The organism is Candidatus Pantoea edessiphila (assembly GCF_002933335.1).
Classification (GTDB): Bacteria; Pseudomonadota; Gammaproteobacteria; order Enterobacterales; family Enterobacteriaceae; genus Pantoea_C.
In genome coordinates this window covers 1-18,609 of record NZ_PDKS01000004.1, presented here as the reverse complement: position 1 = coordinate 18,609, position 18,609 = coordinate 1, and the positions used below count along the sequence as shown (strand labels likewise).

The following is an 18,609-nucleotide window of genomic DNA, read 5'->3' as shown; positions in this document are numbered from 1 at the left end:
TCAAAATAATTATAAATTATTTAAAAAATAAATGATATTTTATTTACTTAACAAGCTTTTAGCTGTTGATATAATATTATCTACAGTAAAACCAAAAAAATTAAATAGTTTATCAGTTGTTCCTGACATACCGAAACTGTTAATACCAATAATTTTACCATTAGTATCAACATATCTGAACCAAAAATCAGTTTTACCTGCTTCAATGGCAATTCTGATTTTTATCTTACTTGGTAGAACTGATTCGCGATAAGATTCTATCTGTCTATCAAATACATTAGTAGATGGTATAGATACTACACGAACCTTGCAACCATCATCAGATAATTTATTGTAAGCAGCAACAGCTAATTCTACTTCTGAACCAGTAGCTATCAAAATAAGATCTGGTTTTTTTGTAAGACAATCTTTTAAGATATAACCACCTCGTTCTACATTTTTTATCTGGTCAGAAGTTCTATTTTGTTGTACTAAATTTTGCCTGGAAAGCACTAAAATACTAGGACCATCTTTCCTTTCTACAGAACATTTCCATGCTATAGCACATTCAACCTGATCGCAAGGACGCCAAAGATTCATATTAGGTATAGTACGTAAATTAGAAATTTGTTCAATCGGCTGATGTGTTGGTCCATCTTCTCCTACTCCAATAGAATCATGCGTATATATCATAATATGACGAATCTTCATTAATGCTGCCATACGTATAGCATTATGTGCATATTCGCTAAACATAAGAAAAGTAGCAGTATATGGTAAAAAACCTCCGTGTATTGCAATACCATTAGCAATAGCAGTCATACCGAACTCTCTTACTCCATAATGTATGTAATTTCCATCAAAATTTTTATTAATTGGATTAGAACCAGACCACATCGTAAGATTACTAGGTGTTAGATCAGCAGAACCACCAAGTAATTCAGGAAGTATATTTCCTAATATCTCTATAGTATTTTGAGAAGATTTTCTACCAGCAATATTTTCAGGATTTTCTTGTAAATTTTTTATAAATGTTTTTGTTATATTATTCCAGTTATCTGGTAATATTTCATGTATTCTTCGTTGAAACTCAGCAGCCAGTTCAGGGTATTTTTTTGAATAAGAGTTTAGTGTTTCTTTCCATTCTATTTCTAAATTTTGTCCTCTTATTCTTGAATTCCAAGCATCATATATTTCCTGTGGAATTACAAATTGTGGATGTTTCCAATTTAAATATTTACGAGTCAACATAACTTCATTTTCACCTAGAGGAGCTCCATGAGAATTATGAGTGCCTCCCTTATTAGGTGATCCATAACCGATAATAGTCTTAAATATCAATAAAGAAGGTTGATTATTTATGATTTTCGCTTGTTCTATTGCTTTGATAATCTCAGTTGCGTCATGACCGTCTATTTTTTTTATTACATGCCAGTTATAAGCTTCAAAGCGTTTAGCGGTATTATCTGTAAACCAATATTCAGTATGTCCATCAATAGAAATACCATTATCATCATAAAATACTATTAATTTTCCTAATCTTAATGTACCAGCTAATGAACATACTTCATGAGATATCCCTTCCATCATACAACCATCACCGACAAAAACATAGGTATTATGATCTACAATATTATAATTAGGACGATTAAACTGAGATGATAATATTTTTTCTGCAATAGCAAAACCTATGGCATTTGCAAGCCCTTGCCCTAATGGACCTGTTGTTGTTTCAACTCCTATGGTATGACGATATTCAGGATGACCTGGTGTTTTGGAATGTAATTGGCGAAAATTTTTCAATTCATTTATAGAAAGATCATAACCTGTAAGGTGTAAAAGACTATAAATTAACATAGAACCATGACCATTAGATAATACAAAACGGTCACGATTAAACCAAAATGGATTATTAGGATTATGCTTTAAATATTTACGCCACAATACTTCTGCAATATCAGCCATACCCATTGGAGCACCAGGATGGCCAGAATTGGCTTTTTGCACTGCATCCATACTTAATACTCTAATAGCGTTAGCAAGTTCTTTATGAGAGGGCATTTTATGCTCCAAAAATAAGTTTAATATGACTGTGTCAGTTTACTAAAATAAAACTTATTATACTAACATTATATGATACTAACGTTAATTTTATATTTTATATAAAACATATAAAACAACATTATCTTTTAACATTCTATAAATTAACATTCTATAAATATGATTTATGTTCTCTTAGATTTTTAGTGTTTTGAGTAAATGGTTAATATAATATAAAATGTTTTTGAAATTTTGATAAAAAATATCAATTAACATATTACTTACTATTTGTACAATAATTACTTAAATAATTTATAGTAATTCAATAATCAATATATGCTATATGTAAGTTACTCTATTAAATATTTTAATAGAGTAAACTAATATTGATTATATAGATAATTTTTCTTGGTTAATTAAATTTATTTGTTAATATAAATTAATAAATATAATATATTCAATTATCAATGCAAATGAACATCTATGATTAACAAATAACATTTATTCTTAGAAATCAAATTTAATGTTGTTTCTGATAACCTTTTTTATTTGTAGTGATGATATTGTCGAAGAGTATAAAAATTTAAGATTAGTTAAATAGTATATCAATATTTTTATAAGGCTAAAAAAATACAATGGCCATAACTCTATTTACATCTGAATCTGTATCAGAAGGTCATCCGGATAAGATAGCTGATCAAATTTCTGATGCTATTCTTGATGCAATTATCGAACAAGATATTAAAGCTCGTGTAGCATGCGAAACATATATTAAAACGGGTATGATTCTAGTTGGAGGAGAAATTACTGCCAATGCTCAGATTGATATTGAAGAAATTATCCGCAACACGGTTCGTGAAATCGGTTATATACATTCAGACATGGGTTTTGATGCTAATTCATGCGCTATTTTAAATGCTATTGGTAAACAATCTCAGGATATTAATAAGGGTATTAATCGTCTTAATCCTTTAGAACAAGGAGCAGGAGATCAGGGTATAATGTTTGGTTATGCTACAAATGAAACTGATGTTTTCATGCCAGCTCCCATAACTTATGCACATCGTTTAGTTCAACGTCAAGCTGAATTAAGAAAAAACGGAACAATACCATGGTTGCTTCCAGATGCAAAAAGCCAAGTTACTTTTAAATATGAAAATCATACAGTTATTGGAATTGATACTGTTGTCTTATCTACTCAACATGCAAGTTATGTAAATCAAATAGATTTAAAAGAATCTATCATGGAAAATATAATTAAGCCAGTATTACCTGAAAAATGGTTGCATACTCAAACTAAGTATTATATCAATCCAACAGGAAGATTTGTTATTGGAGGTCCCATGGGTGATTGTGGCTTAACAGGACGTAAAATTATTGTTGATACTTATGGAGGGATGGCTAGACATGGTGGAGGAGCTTTTTCAGGTAAAGATCCTTCTAAGGTTGATCGTTCAGCAGCATATGCTGCTCGTTATATTGCTAAAAATATAGTTGCTGCTAATCTTGCAGATCGTTGTGAAATTCAATTGTCCTATACTATAGGAATTGCCGATCCTACGTCTATTACGATAAATACTTTTGGTACTGAAAAAATTTCCGTAAAAAAATTGCAAATGGTAATTCGCGATTTATTTGATTTACGTCCCTACGGACTTATAAAAATGCTTGATTTACTATATCCCATTTATAGAAAAACGGCGTCATATGGCCATTTTGGTAGAAAAAATTTTCCATGGGAAAAAATTGACAAAGTAAAACAGTTAAGAAGTGCTTTTTACTAAGTCTAACAATATTTATTTTAAATAAACCGATTTTAATTATTTTTTTGTGAAATTATTTATGTACAAATAAATTAATTTACTTTATTAAATTATTAATAGATGTAGTTAATATAATTATTTCCAATTAAATCACTAATTGTATCTTAACTTGTTATTTGATTATATTTAGAATAATTATAACTCATCATTAAATTAACCCTAATTTTTTCTTTTGCTAATTATAGAGAAGATTATCAAGGATAATATAATAAATACTGTTCATGTTCTATTAAAAATGGCGCAAAATTTATGTTGCATCTATTTGATGGTATGGATATAAATACTGAGTTACTATTAATTATAGCTCTAATATTTGTATTGTGTTACGAAGCGATAAATGGTTTTCATGACACAGCCAATGCAGTTGTAACAGTAATATATACACGCACTATGCGTGCTCAACTTGCTGTAATTATGTCTGGAATATTTAATTTTTTTGGTGTTCTTTTAGGAGGATTAAGTGTAGCTTACACTATAGTTCATTTACTTCCTACAGATTTATTGTTAAACGTCGGGTCATCTCATGGGATTGTTATGATATTTTCCATGTTATTGACTGCAATTATTTGGAACCTTAGTACATGGTATATGGGTTTACCTACATCTAGTTCTCATACTTTAATTAGTGCTATTATTGGAATTGCTTTAACAAATACAATAATTAATAATAATCCATTACTTGATTCACTTAATGTTTTTAAAATTATAAGAGTTTTTAGTTCATTAATCATATCTCCTATTATCGGTTTAATAATTTCTGGTGGATTAATTTTTATTCTGCGTCATTACTGTAGTGACAATAAAAAATACGCACGAATTCATATGACTCCTTCTAACCGTAAGAAAATATACGGAAAGAAAAAACCTCCTTTCTGGACAAGGGTTATTCTTATATTATCTGCTTTGGGTGTAAGTTATTCTCATGGATCTAATGATGGTCAAAAAGGAATTGGTTTGATTATGTTGGTTTTAATTAGTATTGCACCATCAGGATTTGTAGTTAATATTAATTCTTCTGATTATGAAATTACACGTACTCGAGATGCGATTATAAATCTTGAAAAGTATTATAAGCAACATATGGTATCTATAAAGATACTGCATAAATCAAATAAAACACATATTTCAAGATTTATAGATACCAAAGAAGAAGGGAAAAAATTTCATTGCTATTCAATTAATGAGTTTGATACCATAAATCAAACTAAGATATTATTTAATGATTTAAAAAACTATAATCAACTTTCAGTCATTAACAAGATTAAAATTAGAAATTTGTTGTTATGTATGGCTGATACTATTGATAAATTTGCAAAATTACCAGATATAAATACAAATGATAAGTATTTACTTTGTAAATTAAAACTAGATCTGCTATGTAGTATAGAGTATGCACCTTTTTGGATTATAGTTATAGTTGCTTTAGCAATAGGTATTGGGACCATGATTGGCTGGCGTAGAGTGGCTTCTACTATAGGAAATAAAATAGGTAAAAAGGGTATGACATACGCTCAGGGAATGTGTGCTCAAATAACAGCTGCAATTTCAATTGGTATTGCAAGTTATACCGGAATGCCAGTATCTACTACTCATATACTTTCTTCTTCAGTAGCTGGCGCTATGTTAGCAGATAGAGGAGAAATTCATTGGCGTACTATTAAACATATCATTATGGCATGGATATTGACTATTCCTATATGTATCTTACTATCTGGTTTAGTTTATTGGTTAATATTAAAATTAATATAATTTAATTATTATAATATTGTGTTTAATTTTAAACATAATATATAACCAAAAACAACTAAATTAAATATTTTAATTTAGTTGTTATGTATGTTTATTTTTATTATTAAACACATTAATTCCATATTGTTGAAGCAAAGCATTTATATTTGGCGCACGACCAAGAAACCTTTGGAACATATTCATAAAATCTTCTGATCCTCCAAGTTTCAATATATTTTCTAAAAATAATTTTCCAGTTTTTTGGTCGAAAATACCATTTTTCTTAAAAACAGAATATGCATCACAAGCTAAAACATTAGCCCATAAATAACTATAATAACGAGCAGCATAGCAGCCACTAAAAATATGGTTAAAAGCGTGAGGAAATCTATCCTGTTTTAAATAAGGAAAGACAGCAATATTTTTTCTTATTTTATTTAAAATGTTAAGTATATCTTTATTTTTTTGAGGATGAAATTCATAATGTATAGTTAAATCAAATAAACTAAATTCTATTTGACGCAAAATAAATAAACCTATCTGATAATTTTTTGATTGTAATATTTTTTTTATGATTTCACTAGAGATTGGTTCATTAGTTTCATAGTGACCAGAAATTAATGAAAGAAAATCTGATTCCCAACACCAATTTTCCATGAATTGACTGGGAAATTCAATTATATCTAACGGTATTCCATTTGTACCTGAGATAGCAGGAATTTCTATGGATGTTAGTATATGATGAAGACAATGACCAAATTCATGTAATAAAGTTATTACTTCATTATGAGTAAATATAGCTGGTTTATTTTGATTCAAATCTGTAAAATTACAAACAATATATGAGATTGGTTTTTGTATTTTTCCATTTTTTTTACGCATTCGATTAGTGCAAATATCCATCCAAGCACCACTACATTTGTTTTTTCGAGCATATAGATCAATATAAAAACCGCCTAATAACTCTCCTTTATTATTAAATACATTAAAAAATTTTACATCTTTATGGTAAGAATCTATCTGAGGATAATTAATTATACTAATACCAAAAATGCGATTTGCTAACTCAAATAAACCAGATAAAACACGTGTTTCGGGAAAATAAGGACGTAATTGTTCATCGTTAAAATTATAAAGATATTGTTTTTGTTTTTGACTGTAATAAGCAATATCCCATGCATTTAATTTATTAATATTGTATCGTGTTTTTACAAATTGTTCCAATTGTGATATCTCTTTTTTTACTTTAGTATCAATGGCACTCAATAAAGTATCTAAAAATATTAATACTTTTTGTGGATTTTTAGAACTTTCTTTAACTAAAGCTTTATCTGCAAAAGATTTAAAATCTAATAATTGTGCTAACTCATATCTAAGTGATAACTGTTCGTTAATAATATTGGTGTTATCCCATTTATGAGCGTTAGGTCCTTGATCAGAAGCACGAGTTGAATAAGCTAAATACATTTCTTCGCGTAATTGATCGTTATTACAGTAAGTTATTACTGAAGAATAAACAGGAAAATCTAACGTTAACAACCAACTTTCATTGTTATAATTTTTTGAATTTTGATAAATAGAAAACAATATATTTTGATTTATTCCAGATAATTGTTTTTTATTAGTAATTAATTTTTTCCAATTCATAGTAGAATCTAATACATTATTATTATAAACAAGTTCTAATTGAGATAGACGGTCAATGATTTCACGATACCGTTTTTGTTTGTCTTCTCCTAAATCAATTCCTGATAATTTAAATTCATTTATTATATTATCTAAATGTTTTTTTTGTGAGGTATTTAATAATATATATTGATCTTGTTGTTGTAAATATACATATGCTTGATATAAATTTTTATTTTGCTTTTCCCAATTATAATATTGTAGTATTAATAAGTAAGCCTGCTCATATATTTTGCGTAATTCGGTATTATTTTTAACTAAATTTAAATGACTAATTGGTGAAAAAATTCTATTCAAGCGATCATGTTGTTCATCTATAGGTTTTACAACATTATTCCAACTGTAATGAATTTTTTGAGATGATATTTTTTCTACAGTTAATTTGCAATCTTTTAAAACTTCGATTATAGCTGGTATTATATGTTCAAGTTTGATTTTAGAAAAAGGTGGCAGTGTAAAAGAAGTGAGTAATGGATTAATCATATCTATATTCCTTTAATATTATATAAATAGTACCTTTCATTATCACTATCACTTAAGAACATTTTGTTTATATAGTCATTAGAATTATTTGCATGCAAATAATTCTAATGACTATATTTAATATTCTTTATAGATAAGTAGTAATCAATTTTTATTATTAGAATAAAAATATTATTTTGGCAATATAAAATTTAAATATATATCATAATTGTTTGTTTTAATAAATTAAATGCTTTATTAAGAAAACTGATAATATTAATATATAATTATATCTAATATCTCTTAACCACAAAATTGAGATATATATACTAAGCTTTAATTTAGAGTTACCTATGTATATAAAATACATATTTAGGAATAAAAATATCTTTTTTTTATTACATTAAATCAATTATATTAGACTAATGTTTCAGAGTATTTTACATATAGTTTCTGCACCTAGTGGAACAGGAAAATCTAGTTTAATTCAAGCATTACTAGAAATAAAAAAAATGCATTCAATACGTGTTTCTATTTCATATACTACACGTAGTATACGTCCAGGGGAACTTCACGGAAAGCATTATTATTTTATTAGTAAAAGTGAATTTGAAACAATGATTGCAAATCACGATTTTCTCGAATATGCACAGGTATTTAAACATTATTATGGAACTTCTTTAACCGAAGTAAATAATATTATTTCTAGAGGATTTGATGTTTTACTTGATATTGATTGGCAGGGTGCTCAGCAAATTCGCAATAAAATTTCTAATACTAAAAGTATTTTTATACTACCTCCATCAAAAAATGAATTAAATAAAAGATTACTAAGTCGTGGTCAAGATAATAAAGAAGTAATAACTCTTAGAATGAAGAAGTCAATAGAGGAGATGCGGCACTATAAAGAATATGATTATTTAATCATAAATGACGATTTTAATGTAGCATTATCAGAACTTAAATCAATTATTTGTGCAGAACGTTTAAATATATTACGTCAAACAATACGTTATAAGAATTTAATTAACAATTTATTAGCAATTTATTAAATAATTTAATATAATACTGAACAGTATAATAAGTGAGTTGATGATGCCATGGCAAGAATAACAGTTCAGAAAGCAGTAGAAAAAATAGGGAATCGCTTTGACTTAGTATTAGTAGCTGCACGAAGGGCACGTCAAATACAGGTAGAAGGTCAAGAACCTTTGGTCTCACCAGAAAATGATAAACCTACTGTTATAGCATTACGTGAAATCGAAGAAAATTTAATTACAAAACAAATTTTAAATACCCATGATAATTTAAAAAAATAAATAAAAATAGAAAACTCAGTTTTTATTTAATATGATCAAACGCACTGATTTGTAACTGTGTTGATTATAGCAAAACATTTTAGCTAATATTACCTTTAAAAAATATTTTAGTTCAGTTGATTATGAAATATCTTTAAACTTATTCATGTGAGACAATACATTTCATTAACGTAATATCTTTTCAATACTTATGACACATTAATAATTTCAATAAAAAATATAATGTATTTTTTATTTGTTTTAAAATAAATTAAAACAAATCTTAAGAAAGATAAGATCTTATTATACTTGATATGATTAAAACATATCTTAATAAAAATTATTAATATCAAAATATATTGTAACAATTTATATTGAATATAATAAATAATCTTGGAATGAACACAAATTCGTTGAATAATACATTAATATATAACTTAAAAAAGGTTAGTTTATTTCAAATAAAAAAATTAGCTAAAATGGGTTTGCATACTGTACAGGATTTATTATTTCATTTTCCTATACGTTATGAAGATCGTACAAAAGTTCAATTAATTAAAAATTTAGTATTTGGTTTATATGCTACAGTGATAGGTAAGGTTGTACAGACCAAGATAATCTACAACCGTTGCCGTATTATGATATGTCAAATAACCGATGGAAGCGGTATCTTAACAATTAAGTTTTTTCATTTTAATGCTAAAATGAAAAATATTTTAATTCCTGGTCGATATATTGTTGCATACGGAATAATAAACAATAGTAGATATGGAATTGAACTTATACATCCTGAATATACTGCTTATAAAATAAAAAGTAACATCATAATAAAAAAAATATTAACTCCCATTTATTCGACTACTGAAGGCATTAACCAATTAATTTTACGTAATTTAATAGATCAAGCATTAATTATTTTAGATAATAATCAATTAAATGAGCTAATTCCTAAAAAATTAAATAAAAATTTAATCAGCTTTCATGAAGCTTTAAATATTATACATCGTCCTATTTTAAATACAAATTATGAAGAATTAGAAAACCAGATTAATTTAGCAACTAACAGATTAGTATTTGAAGAGTTATTAGCTCATAATCTTAAAATGTTAATTGCTCGTGATACTATACTTAGCTATGCTGCTTTACCTATACCTAAAGATCATAAATTAATAAATAATCTATTGTCTAATCTTCCTTTTGCTTTAACTAATGCTCAAAAAAGAGTACTTAAAGAAATAGAACAAGATTTATCCAAAAATTATCCTATGGCTCGCTTATTACAAGGAGATGTTGGTTCTGGTAAAACTTTAGTAGCAGCCTTATCTGCTCTTAATGTTATAGCTTATGGAAAACAAGTAGCATTCATGGTACCAACTGAATTTCTAGCAGAACAACATGTCGATAACTTACGACAATGGTTTACTCCTCTTGGTATACAAGTAGGTTTGTTAGTTGGGAAACAAAAATCTAAAGAACGCGAAATTCAAAGAGAAAAGATTGTTGATGGTACTATTTCTATAGTAGTTGGTACTCATACATTATTTCAGCAAAAAATGCAATTTAATAAATTAGCTTTAATAATTATAGATGAGCAACATCGTTTTGGTGTGCATCAACGTTTAGCTTTATGGAAAAAGGGTGAAGAAAATAATTTTCGTCCTCATCAATTGATAATGACAGCAACACCTATTCCTCGTACTTTAGCAATGATCTCTTATGCTGATCTTAATATTTCTGTTATCGATGAACTTCCTCCCGGACGAACTCCAGTATCAACTATAGTGGTCCCAGATATTCGAAGAAATGAAATTATTACACGCGTTAAAAATATTTGTTTAGAAGGCCGCCAGGTTTATTGGGTATGTCCTATAATTGAAGAATCAGAATTATTGGAAGCACAAGCAGCAGAGGTCAATTGGAAAATTTTAAATAATGCATTACCAGATTTAAAAATTGGTTTAGTTCATGGTAGAATGAAATTGGCAGATAAACAATTGACTATGAATAATTTTAAAAATAAAAAATTACAATTATTAGTTACTACAACTGTAATAGAAGTAGGTGTTGATATTCCTAACGCTAGTTTAATGATTATAGAAAATGCAGAACGTTTAGGTTTAGCACAACTGCACCAATTGCGTGGTCGCGTAGGAAGAAGTACCTTAATGTCATATTGTGTTTTATTATATAAACCACCGTTAAGCAAATTAGCAAAAAGAAGATTAGCAGCAATAAGAAATATTAATGATGGATTTATGATTGCAAAATTAGATTTAGAAATTCGTGGCCCAGGAGAATTATTTGGGACAAAACAAACCGGTATTCTTGAATTCAAGATAGCAAATCTTTTACGCCATCAATTCATGATATCTGATACACATCAAACAGCATGTTATATTTACCAGTACTATCCTAAAAAAGCTAAAAATATAATTGATCGTTGGATTTCAAAAAAATTTTTTGACACCAATATTTAATTTTTAATATTATTTAATAAATATTATTGCGCAAAGCTCGTCTGCGCTCATGTTCCTTTAAATACCGTTTCCTTATACGAATTGATTTAGGAGTTACTTCTACAAGTTCATCATCGTTAATGAAATCAATTGCTTGTTCTAGAGTCATTTTTAATGGAGGAGTAAGATTTATAGTTTCATCTGATCCAGAAGCTCGCATGTTGGTTAATTTTTTACTAGCAAGAACATTTACAGTTAAATCGTTAGAACGATTATGAATACCAATTATTTGTCCTTCATACACCTCTGTACCTTGATTAATTAGTAAATTTCCGCGTTCTTGAAGACCATATAGTGCAAATGCCACTGTTTTACCTTGACTATTAGAAATTAAAACACCATTTTGGCGTTGTCTGATATTACATGTATATGCATCATCGTAGTGAATAAATGTAGAATAAAAATTGCCACTACCTGAAGTCAATTGCATAAATTGATTACGGAATCCAATTAAACCTCGGCTAGGCATAATATAATAAAGTCTTATACGTCCTTTTCTATCAATTTCCATTGTTTTAAGGTTACCTCTACGTTCTCCCATTGCTCGCATTATTAATCCTTGATGTAGTTCTTCAATATCCAATATTACTTCTTCAAATGGTTCTTGTTTTCGACCGTCTATTTCACGAAAAATTACTTTCGGACGTGATACCGCGAATTCAAAACCTTCTCGACGCATATTTTCTATTAAAATAGAAATATGCAGATCTCCTCTACCACAAACACAAAAAACATCCGAATCTTTGGTTTCTTCAACTCTAAGAGAAATATTGTGAATTGCTTCTTTTTTTAATCTATCGAATATTTTACGTGATGTTAAATATTTTCCTTCCTTACCGCAAAATGGGGAGGTATTAACATTAAAAAACATCCTAATTGTTGGCTCATCAACCTTCAAACTAGGCATGGCTCTCACATTTTTTGGATCACATATAGTATCAGATATATTTAATTCATTTAAGCCAGTAATCGCTACTATGTTTCCAGCTTCTGCCAAATTAATATTAATGTGTTCTAAACCTAAATAACCGAATATTTTGTTAATTTTACCAGAGAGTATTTTTCCATTACGATTAGTTACAATAACATGTTGGTTTTGCTTAATCACACCATTTTTTAAACGTCCAATCCCCATCAAACCTAGATAATTATCTCTATGTAGTTGAGATATTTGCATTTGCAAAGGAGCGTTTACGTCACCCTGTGGAGGTGGTGTATTTTTAATAATTTCCTTGTATAAAGGTGTCATGTCTTTACCCATGTTATTATAATGTGATCCTGCTATACCATTCAAAGCAGACGTGTATATGATAGGAAATTCTAATTGTTCATCATTAGCATTTAGATTAAAAAACATATCAAATACTTTGTTAACAACCCAATCAGGACGAGCTTCATATCTATCTATCTTGTTGATAACTAATATAAATTTTAAATTATAATCTAATGATTTTTTAGTAACAAAACTTGTTTGAGGCATAGGACCATCAATAGCATCTACAACTAATAAGACCGCATCTACCATTGATAAAATACGTTCAACCTCACCTCCAAAATCAGCATGTCCTGGAGTATCAATAATATTAATATGATAATTATTCCATTTAATTGCAGTATTTTTTGATAAAATAGTAATACCTCGTTCCTTTTCTAATTCATTACAATCCATTACTCGATCAATGATCTCATGATTGATATTAAAGATACCAGATTGCTGAAGTAATTTATCAACCAGAGTTGTTTTTCCGTGATCGACATGCGCAATAATTGCTATATTGCGTATATTATTAATCAACAATTTTACCTCCTTTAACTAATATTGAAATATCAAGAAACACATCCAGTGTGATAATAAAATAATTTGAATAATTTTTCTACATGATATAAAGATCAATTATCTGAAATAGATTAAATGTCATATAATGGATAACAATAATATACAATATTAAATTACATTATTTATTAATAACACAATTAAACAAGATATTACATAAATAAATCTAAAATAATATTCATAAATTGCACTTTAATAATTAGTTAAATTGTTTCTATTTAAAATATTCTTTATATTTTCTGATAATTTAATATTAATATGATAAAATATGATAATTATTAGATATAAAATAATAAATATTATATTTTAAAAATATTTTTCGGTTATAAAACAATAAAATAATTACTTTTAATGTTTATTAATTTTATAAATATCTGTAGTGTTATACTGAATTCCTATTAATTTACTTTGGATTATACTGTTTTGTTTAAATTAAATTATCATAATACTCGTTTTATTATAAGCGCTCCCAGTATAAATTATTTACCTGATGATCGGTATAACATTCAAGTGGCATTTATAGGTCGTTCCAATTCTGGCAAATCTAGTTTATTAAATAGATTAACACATCAAAAACATCTAGCGCGTACTAGTAAAACACCTGGTTGTACAAAATTAATTAATTTATTTGAAATAGTGCAAAACAAATATTTAGTAGATTTACCTGGTTATGGTTATGCTAAAGTTTTTAGGAAAAACCAGAAACAATGGCAATATACGTTGATAGAATATATAAAAATAAATAAAAACCTAAAAGGGTTATTATTATTATTAGATATCAATTGTATATTGAACGACTTTGATAAGTTTATTATTCAATTAGCAAATCAGCAAAATATTTCTTTGCTTGTTTTACTAACTAAAGCAGATAAGCTGAACTTTTCTACAAGGAAAATGAGATTAGATATAATGAATAAAAATTTATCAAACTTTAATACAGTAGATATTGAAGTAGAGATAGTTTCTTCTATAAAAAACATAGGCATTGAAAATGTTTATCAAAAACTAAATATATGGTTTAAAGGATAAAATCTTTAATTAATACTATATAATTTGATTATACATGTCATTCCAATTCAATCCCGTTCTTATTTTAACTAATAGTGGAGATTTTAATTGTATGCTATGCTCCATTAAAAATTTAATTTTTTTACTGTACATTGTTATATAATGTTCATGAATTTCAAATAAGAGCTCATCATGTATTTGTATAATCATTTTAATGGTGTTACGGTCTTTACCTTCTAGCCAATTGTCTATATTAACCATAGATTTTTTGATTATCTCAGCTGCTGTCCCTTGTATTTGAGCGTTAATAGCATTACGTTCTATCGATTTACTATGTATACAATTACCTGTTTTTATATTTGCCAAATATAACTTACGACCTTCCAAGGTTGTAATATATCCTTTATCAACTAGTGATTGATAGGTATTTTTTATATAAGTTAATACATTGGGATATCTCTTAAAGAAAATATCTATATATTCTTTCGCTTTTTTTATGTTAATATTCAATTGGTTTGCTAAACCAAAAGAACTTATGCCATAAATTACACTAAAATTAATTTTTTTTGCAATGCGGCGTTGTTGATTATTTATCTTTTTTATTGGCAACCTAAAAAATTCTGCAGCAGTTGCACAATGAATATCTTCGTCCTTATTAAATGCTTCTAATAAGTTTTTATCTTGTGATAAAGATGCAATAATGCGCAATTCAATTTGTGAATAATCAGCTGAAACAATTTTATTAAACTTTCCTGCGATAAATGCTTGACGAATAAAAAATCCTTGAGATTCATTTACAGGAATATTTTGCAAATTAGGCGATGTAGATGATAATCTACCTGTTACAGTTAGTGATTGTTGATAAGAGGTATGAATGCGACCGCTGGTAGAATTAACCATCATCAATAACTTGTCAATATATGAAGATTTTAGCTTCAATAGACTTCTATATTTTAAAATTATTTTTAATAAAGGATACTTTGATGCAAATTTAGATAAAACTTCGCAATTTGTTGATAGTTCTCCTTTAGGCGTTTTTATATTTAAATCTATTTCTTTAATTTTACATAAAATAGTTCTAATTTGTTTAGGAGAAGACAAGTTAAAAGAATCTCCTAATATTTTATGGGCTTGTAATTTTAATTCAATCAAATTATTATGGATCAATTTAGACTGTTTTGAAAGTAATTGTTGATCAACAAGTACACCGTTTCTTTCTATACTGGAAAGTACTCCTATCATTGGTATCTCTATTGTTTGAAATACTTTTTTTGATTGTAAATCTTTTTGTAATTCATTCCACATTATTATATGCAAAATTAAGATAATATTTACATTATTACATAAATAGGATGCAGCTATATCGACGGGAATTTTATTAAAATTATTTTGACACTTAAATTTATTAAAAATATTTTCAAAACAACTAATATCATATTTTTTTAACCAAATTTTGGATAATTTAAGTAAATCAAATTTACCAGATAGATTATTAAGAACATAAGATTCTAAATTAATATCAAAAATATTATTTAATATTATATTATGATTTTTTAAAATCAATATTTGTTGTTTGATATTTCGACTTATTTTATATATTTTAACGTTTTCAAATAAAGGTTTTAGATATTTCAAAACTACATTAGTATCTAGTTGTTCTGGTGCATTTTCGTAATCATGACTAAGTGGTAAATAAGCTGTATATTCTGAAATTAAAGAAATACTGATTCCTACAATTTTAGTAGAAAATATATCCAAAAAATTCATCTCTAAATGAAATGCAAAAATATTGGTTTTATTAATTTTTTCAATCAAACAATCAAACTTTTTTTGAGTAAGAATTAAACTTAATGTTTTCATTGATTTTATTAAAAATAAAGAATACCAATAGATAATAATACATCTTTATTTGTTTTATTAATTATCTAAAAATCTTTTAAATTCATGACGATTGAATAATTTTTTTAATAATAAAGTATTTATATTATTCATAATTAAATCTTCATATTCTGAATTCACTATAACATCTGTTTTAATTTTCGCTAATTTATATGATAATAAAGCTATTTCACGATATTTATTAAGTCTAAGAGCAATATTTTTTGCACCACGAAATGAAAGAGATGATATTTTATCAAGATTAGAATATATTCTTTTTATATTTCCTATTTCTCTTAGTAAGATCAATGCTGTTTTTTTTCCTATTTTAGGTATTCCAGGAATATTATCTGTGCTATCACCCATAATAGCGAAAAGATCTACTATTAATTCGGGTAAAACACCATATTTTTTTTTAATATCATCCGGTCCCATAAGATTTTTGTTAATATTATTAATCATATTAACACGGTGAGTCACTAACTGTGCCATATCTTTATCATTACTGCTAATTAATATAAAAATGCCTGTTTTATTAAACTTATATACTAAAGTACCAATAACATCATCTGCTTCAACTCCATTCACTGTAATAATTTTTAAACCCATTGCTAATATAATTTCGTATAATGGATCAATTTGTATACGCAAATTATTGGGCATAGGTGAACGATTACACTTATAATGTTTAAACAGTTCATGTCTGAAAGTTTTTGAAGAACTATCAAATATTATAGCAATGTGACTTGGTTGATATCTATTAATTAAATTTTTTAATATATTAATGAATCCAAATATTGCACCAGTTGGTTCACCTCTGCTATTAATTAGAAAAGGGAAAACATGATATGCTCTATATAAAGCTGATGATCCATCAATTAGAATTAAGGGTTTCATGAATATTTTATAAATAACTATTTATTATCATTTTAAAATTATTTTTTGTTAACTAAAAACTTTATTATATCAAAATAACTATTAATAGAACTATTATCTAATGGAATACCTAAATCTTTAATATTAATCATGTATTTTCCTTTAACAAATATTGTTGGTATATTTAATACATTAAAATCTTTGGCTGCTTTTTGTTGTTTATCAATTATCATTTTTACTGTATAACTATTCCATAAAGCTTCATATTCTTTAGAAGAAACACTCAAAGATTTTATAAATATATTTTTCAATACATTAGTGTTTGTTATATCCTGATTTTCTTTTTCGCTGTTAAAAATTGATTTCATTAATTTGTTTTCAGCACCTAAAGCTATAGCCATAGCCCATACATGAGTAATAACAGATTCTTTTCCATTATAATCAACATGATATTTTGTTATTTTAATGTTTTTTGGTAATGGATAGTTAATCATATGATTTTCAAATTGGTTACAATATTGACACAAAAAAGAAAAAAATTCGACTACTGGCGGTTGATTTAAAATTGGTTGCGATAAAGTAATATAATGTTTACCATCAATGAATTGTGCAGCAAAGATATTAAATGAGATGAGTATTCCAATAAACATTGTATAAAATTTTTTCATATTTAAAGTTTCCTCATTAATTTTATTTAAGTAGACATAGTTTAATTAAATTTATGATAATATTTAAAATATTTTAAGAACATCTTAACACAAATTATTTACTATAAAAAATGGTGCTTATAATATGGATGTATTAACTGGAATAATTCTCACAGGCGGAAAAAGCTTACGCATGAATGGTAAAGATAAGGGACTAATTTCTTTATATGGTATGCCACTATATCAACATGTTCTGCGTAGATTAAAACCACAAGTTAACAATATAATAATTAATGCTAATCGTAATATTAATATTTATAAATCAAGTGGTTATGCAGTTATTCAAGATTCATTTAAAAATGTTTCGGGGCCTTTATGTGGCATAATTAGTTCATTTAATTTTATTAATACTGATTGGGCAGTATTTTGTCCTTGTGATACACCTAATATACCATTAAATTTTGTAGAAAAATTATTAAAAAACAAGCACATTGCCCCAATCTTATGGGTAAGATCTAAAATAAGAGATCATCCTACTATGGTATTAATTAATCGCAAAATAATTAAATTATACAAATTAAAAGAAAATGATCTCAATAAGTATAATTTAATTGATTTTTTTAAAAGATATGGGGGATATCCCATATTATTTATTGATTCTGAGCTGTTATTCTACAATATCAATACTCAAATAGATCTAAAAAATTACAAAAACTTGTATAAATATTAGAACCTGGCAGTTACCTACTCTCACATGGAGAAACTCCACACTACCATCGGCACGACGACGTTTCACTTCTGAGTTCGGCATGGATTCAGGTGGTACCATCGCGT

General features: G+C 26.9%; 13 protein-coding genes and 1 rRNA gene. 7 read left to right on the top strand and 7 right to left on the bottom strand.

Annotated elements, in window-relative coordinates:
• Window positions 1-39 precede the first annotated feature (39 nt).
• Window positions 40-2,040 (bottom strand): transketolase, encoded by a 2,001-nt coding sequence (tkt, locus tag CRV11_RS02865; protein WP_136131833.1) that lies wholly within the window; start codon window positions 2,038-2,040, stop codon window positions 40-42.
• 614 nt (window positions 2,041-2,654) lie between these two features.
• Between tkt and metK the strand changes: the two genes are divergently transcribed.
• Both metK and pitA read left to right on the top strand, forming a co-directional pair.
• Entirely contained in the window at window positions 2,655-3,803 is a 1,149-nt protein-coding gene (gene metK / locus CRV11_RS02855; RefSeq protein ID WP_136131832.1) for a methionine adenosyltransferase, read from the top strand.
• 288 nt (window positions 3,804-4,091) lie between these two features.
• On the top strand, window positions 4,092-5,591 hold the full coding sequence (gene pitA, locus CRV11_RS02850; RefSeq protein ID WP_136131831.1) for an inorganic phosphate transporter PitA: 1,500 nt from the start codon (window positions 4,092-4,094) through the stop codon (window positions 5,589-5,591).
• Window positions 5,592-5,672: 81 nt separating this feature from the next.
• Here the strand turns inward: pitA and prlC are convergent, their stop codons facing one another.
• Window positions 5,673-7,739: an oligopeptidase A gene (prlC, locus tag CRV11_RS02845; protein WP_136131830.1), complete on the bottom strand. Its 2,067-nt coding sequence runs from the start codon at window positions 7,737-7,739 to the stop codon at window positions 5,673-5,675.
• 404 nt (window positions 7,740-8,143) lie between these two features.
• Between prlC and gmk the strand changes: the two genes are divergently transcribed.
• The 3 genes from gmk (at window position 8,144) to recG (ending at window position 11,493) form a co-directional block, all read left to right on the top strand.
• Window positions 8,144-8,770 (top strand): guanylate kinase, encoded by a 627-nt coding sequence (gmk, locus tag CRV11_RS02840; RefSeq protein ID WP_136131829.1) that lies wholly within the window; start codon window positions 8,144-8,146, stop codon window positions 8,768-8,770.
• A gap of 48 nt (window positions 8,771-8,818) precedes the next feature.
• A complete protein-coding gene (gene rpoZ, locus CRV11_RS02835) occupies window positions 8,819-9,037 on the top strand; it encodes a DNA-directed RNA polymerase subunit omega (protein ID WP_136131828.1) in 219 nt (72 codons plus the stop codon).
• 377 nt (window positions 9,038-9,414) lie between these two features.
• Window positions 9,415-11,493, top strand: coding sequence for an ATP-dependent DNA helicase RecG (gene recG, locus CRV11_RS02830; RefSeq protein ID WP_136131880.1), 2,079 nt, complete (start codon window positions 9,415-9,417; stop codon window positions 11,491-11,493).
• A gap of 13 nt (window positions 11,494-11,506) precedes the next feature.
• Here recG and typA read toward each other — a convergent pair whose 3' ends face one another.
• Window positions 11,507-13,327, bottom strand: coding sequence for a translational GTPase TypA (gene typA, locus CRV11_RS02825; RefSeq protein WP_136131827.1), 1,821 nt, complete (start codon window positions 13,325-13,327; stop codon window positions 11,507-11,509).
• Window positions 13,328-13,789: 462 nt separating this feature from the next.
• Between typA and yihA the strand changes: the two genes are divergently transcribed.
• On the top strand, window positions 13,790-14,395 hold the full coding sequence (gene yihA / locus CRV11_RS02820) for a ribosome biogenesis GTP-binding protein YihA/YsxC (RefSeq protein WP_136131826.1): 606 nt from the start codon (window positions 13,790-13,792) through the stop codon (window positions 14,393-14,395).
• Window positions 14,396-14,410: 15 nt separating this feature from the next.
• Here the strand turns inward: yihA and CRV11_RS02815 are convergent, their stop codons facing one another.
• From CRV11_RS02815 to CRV11_RS02810, 3 genes are read right to left on the bottom strand one after another with little or no spacing between them, the layout of a single operon-like run.
• Window positions 14,411-16,234, bottom strand: a complete 1,824-nt coding sequence (locus CRV11_RS02815) for a DNA polymerase (protein ID WP_241974176.1) — start codon at window positions 16,232-16,234, stop codon at window positions 14,411-14,413.
• Window positions 16,235-16,291: 57 nt separating this feature from the next.
• Complete coding sequence (locus tag CRV11_RS03725; protein ID WP_241974175.1) at window positions 16,292-17,149, bottom strand: 5'-3' exonuclease; 858 nt, start codon at window positions 17,147-17,149, stop codon at window positions 16,292-16,294.
• A gap of 38 nt (window positions 17,150-17,187) precedes the next feature.
• On the bottom strand, window positions 17,188-17,796 hold the full coding sequence (locus CRV11_RS02810; protein WP_136131825.1) for a DsbA family protein: 609 nt from the start codon (window positions 17,794-17,796) through the stop codon (window positions 17,188-17,190).
• A gap of 124 nt (window positions 17,797-17,920) precedes the next feature.
• Here CRV11_RS02810 and mobA point away from each other — a divergent pair, with 124 nt between their 5' ends.
• Window positions 17,921-18,505 (top strand): molybdenum cofactor guanylyltransferase MobA, encoded by a 585-nt coding sequence (mobA, locus tag CRV11_RS02805; RefSeq protein ID WP_136131824.1) that lies wholly within the window; start codon window positions 17,921-17,923, stop codon window positions 18,503-18,505.
• 1 nt (window position 18,506) lies between these two features.
• Here mobA and rrf read toward each other — a convergent pair.
• Window positions 18,507-18,609, bottom strand: a 5S ribosomal RNA gene (gene rrf / locus CRV11_RS02800); the annotation flags it as partial.